The sequence below is a fragment of the uncultured Maritalea sp. genome, assembly GCF_937139385.1.
Taxonomy (GTDB): domain Bacteria; phylum Pseudomonadota; class Alphaproteobacteria; order Rhizobiales; family Devosiaceae; genus Maritalea; species Maritalea porphyrae_A.
Map to the genome: position 1 here is coordinate 1 of NZ_CAKZPW010000085.1, position 3,223 is coordinate 3,223.

Consider the following 3,223-nt stretch of genomic DNA (forward strand, 5'->3'; position numbering starts at 1 on the left):
CATGAGTTTGCTTCAAGTGGTCAAGGCGGCCCTGCCATTCGTGGCGGTCTTGATGGTGTTCTTGGTCATCGTTACCTATTGGCCAGCGCTTTCAACCGCACTGCCCTATGCGATGATGGGACCAGAAATCGTCACCCGATAACAAAGAACTTCCTCCCACCTAAAGGCGGCCCTCGGGTCGCCTTTTTTTTTCTCACACTGCGCACCGTTTGTTGATATGAATAGTGTCGCCACATCGCAATGAGATTAATGGCTCACGCGCGAAAACTCAGGTCCCGCAAAACGTCTGATGCACGCGTTCATCGGGCGCTGGTGGTAGCGTGTAGGCGTGGTGAATTGGCTTGTCCTCAAAAGGGGTCGCCAAAACTTCCATCAACTCGTGAAACAATGAAAAGTCGCCACGCGTTGCGGCTTGTATCATTGCTTCAATCCGGTGGTTGCGCGGAATGAAAGCTGGGTTCACTGATCGCATCATATTTTGGTCGATCCGTTTGCCCCCATCCGTATGGCGCAGCCAATTGTTGACCCAATCGGTGAGCGGCAATTGCGCCGCTCCAATTTCTGGGGCGGACAAGTCCAAGTTCGAAAGGGCACGGAACGTATTGGTAAAATCGGCGCGCGCCTGCTTCATCGTATCAAGCAATTCAATGGCGAGTTCATAGTCTCCAGATTGCTCTTCAACAATGCCGATTTTCTTGAGCAAACCGGTGCGAAACGCCAAGTCAAACTGGGCAGAAAATTCGTTGATCGCATCTTGGGCAAGCGCCAAAGCCTGGTCTTCATCTTCATGCAAAATTGGCAGCATGGATTGCGCGAGAACGCTCAGATTCCATTGGCCAATGCGCGGTTGGTTTTGATAGGCGTAGCGGCCCAAACTATCGATGGAACTAAAAACCGTTGCCGGGTCATATTGATCCATAAAGGCGCAAGGACCATAGTCAATGGTTTCGCCCGCAATGGAAACATTGTCGGTGTTCATAACCCCATGGATGAAGCCGATCAATTGCCAGCTGGCGATCAGATGGGCTTGACGCGATACCACGCGTTTGAGCAGTTCTAAATAGGGATATTCGGTCCCTTTGAGGTCAGGCTCATGCCGTTCTATTGAAAAATCGGCGAGCGCCATTAGGCCTTCTTTGTCGTCATGGGCCACAAAATATTGGAAGGTGCCAACGCGCACAAAGCTTTTTGCAACGCGCGTAATAATAGCGCCGGGCAATGGCGTTTCTCGGCGTACTTTTTCGCCCGTTGATACAGCGGCAAGGGCGCGCGTTGTGGCAATGCCCATGGCGTTCATGGCTTCAGACAAAACATATTCACGCAACACCGGGCCAAGCGCTGCGCGGCCATCCCCGTTGCGCGAAAAGGGCGTCGGGCCAGAGCCTTTCAGCTGGATATCGAAACGCTGGCCAGCCTTGTCAGTAACGTCGCCCAACAAAAGCGCACGCCCATCACCCAAACTTGGGTTCCAATGGCCGAACTGATGCCCCGAATAAGCCATGGCCAGCGGCACTGTGCCGGGCGGGGTCTGGTTGCCTGCAAAAATGGCAAGACCGGCCTCAGTGGCAATTTGTGTGGCATCCAGCTGTAAGTCTTCTGCCAATAGCTTATTGAACGCAATCCAGCTGGGTTTAGCAACCGGTGTTGCAGGTTGCTCAGCATAAAAGCGATCCGGCAGCTGTGCATAATGCGCGCCGAAAATTGGGGTGGTTTTGTCTAGCAATGTTAAGCCTACCTATCTCTTGATTGCTTGATTGCTTGATTGCTTGATAGCATTGTAGTGTTGATCGGCAAAATCAAAAGCAGGTGAGGCCTGTGTTTGCGCACGGTGCGTACCACAAATCGCATGATGCGCTAAACACACTCGTATGACCGCGCGCTCCGATTTGCTGCGCCTGCACGGGCGCGGCAAACGCTGTGCGAAGCGCCCAACGGCGGCGCAACAAAAAAGGCGGAGCCAAGCCCCGCCTTCTTCAAACTCAAAATCAATCTAACAACTAGGCAACGCCCAACCGCTTCTTGATTGATTCAACCGTCGCGCGTGGCGTCGCCGCCAGCAAGGTTTTGGTATATTCGTGCTGCGGGTTAGAGAAGATCTCTTCGCGTGTATTTTGTTCAACAATCTCACCAAAATACATCACCATCACCCTGTCAGCGATATATTTTACCACGGACAAATCGTGCGAGATGAAGATATAGGAGAGGTTAAACTCGTCCTGCAAATCAGCAAGCAAGTTCAAAATCTGCGCTTGAACCGATAGGTCCAAAGCAGACACTGGCTCATCGAGTACCAATATTTTTGGCCGCAACATCAAAGCCCGCGCGATAGCGATCCGCTGGCGTTGACCACCGGAGAACATGTGCGGATAACGTCCATAATGCACAGGCTCAAGCCCGACCTTTTGCAACATTTCCATAGCCCGTTCACGACGTTCTTCAGCGCCCATATTGGTGTTGATCACCAAAGGCTCTTCAAGCACTTCGCCCACTTTTTGGCGCGGGTTCAAAGACCCATATGGGTTTTGAAACACGATTTGCATGCGCTGGCGCATTTCAGGCGTTGGTTTTTGATCGGCAATATTAATGTTCTTGCCTTCAATTTCCAACTCGCCCGATGTTTGCGCATCAATCATGGTGAGGATACGTGCCAGGGTAGACTTGCCGCATCCACTTTCGCCAACGAGTGCCAGTGTTTCGCCTTCTTTGACATCAAAGCTAATGCCCTTGAGGGCGTGAACCACATCGCCCGCTTTGAACATTGACCCCTTGGTGACATAGTCACGGGTAATGTCTTTGGCTCTTAGAATTGCGTCGCTCATGATGAGGCTCCTTCTTGCTCGAAGGTATCTGCAAAGTCAGAAACCGTTGGCAACCGATCACCTTCTGCCCGCTCAGGCAATGCCGAAAGCAGCGCTTTGGTGTAAAGGCTTTGTGGGTTTTCAAACAGTTCAAGCACGCCAGCTTCTTCCATCTGGCGGCCTTTATACTGCACCACAACCCGTTGCGCGGTTTCAGCCACAACACCCATATCGTGGGTGATCATGATCAGTGCCATATTGTTTTGCTTTTGAATATCCAACAGCAAATCAAGAATTTGCTTTTGGATGGTCACATCGAGCGCCGTTGTGGGCTCATCAGCAATCAACAATTTTGGGCTACATGAAATGGCCATTGCAATCATCACCCGCTGGCATTGACCGCCAGAGAGTTGGTGCGGGTAGCT

At 51.7% G+C, this 3,223-nt stretch carries 3 protein-coding genes and 1 pseudogene; 1 reads left to right on the forward strand and 3 read right to left on the reverse strand.

What is annotated here, in order from left to right:
* Positions 1-142 (forward strand): annotated as a pseudogene (locus tag Q0231_RS03605) (C4-dicarboxylate ABC transporter permease); the annotation flags it as partial.
* A 126-nt stretch (positions 143-268) separates the two neighbouring features.
* On the opposite strand, the gene Q0231_RS03610 reads toward Q0231_RS03605, so the two are convergent.
* The 3 genes from Q0231_RS03610 to Q0231_RS03620 all read right to left on the reverse strand — a co-directional run.
* The gene (locus Q0231_RS03610) at positions 269-1,723 is read right to left on the reverse strand and encodes a protein adenylyltransferase SelO family protein (RefSeq protein ID WP_299345198.1); all 1,455 of its coding nucleotides are present in this window, start codon (positions 1,721-1,723) and stop codon (positions 269-271) included.
* A 274-nt stretch (positions 1,724-1,997) separates the two neighbouring features.
* On the reverse strand, positions 1,998-2,819 hold the full coding sequence (locus tag Q0231_RS03615; RefSeq protein WP_269393125.1) for an ABC transporter ATP-binding protein: 822 nt from the start codon (positions 2,817-2,819) through the stop codon (positions 1,998-2,000).
* On the reverse strand, positions 2,816-3,223 hold a 408-nt coding region (locus Q0231_RS03620), incomplete at its 5' end, for an ATP-binding cassette domain-containing protein (protein ID WP_299345204.1). The genes Q0231_RS03615 and Q0231_RS03620, both read right to left, overlap by 4 nt.

Bases quoted from the DNA above. Each gene is read 5' to 3' on its own strand.
- Q0231_RS03615 (WP_269393125.1), bottom strand. From the start codon at position 2,819: ATGAGCGACGCAATTCTAAGAGCCAAAGACATTACCCGTGACTATGTC.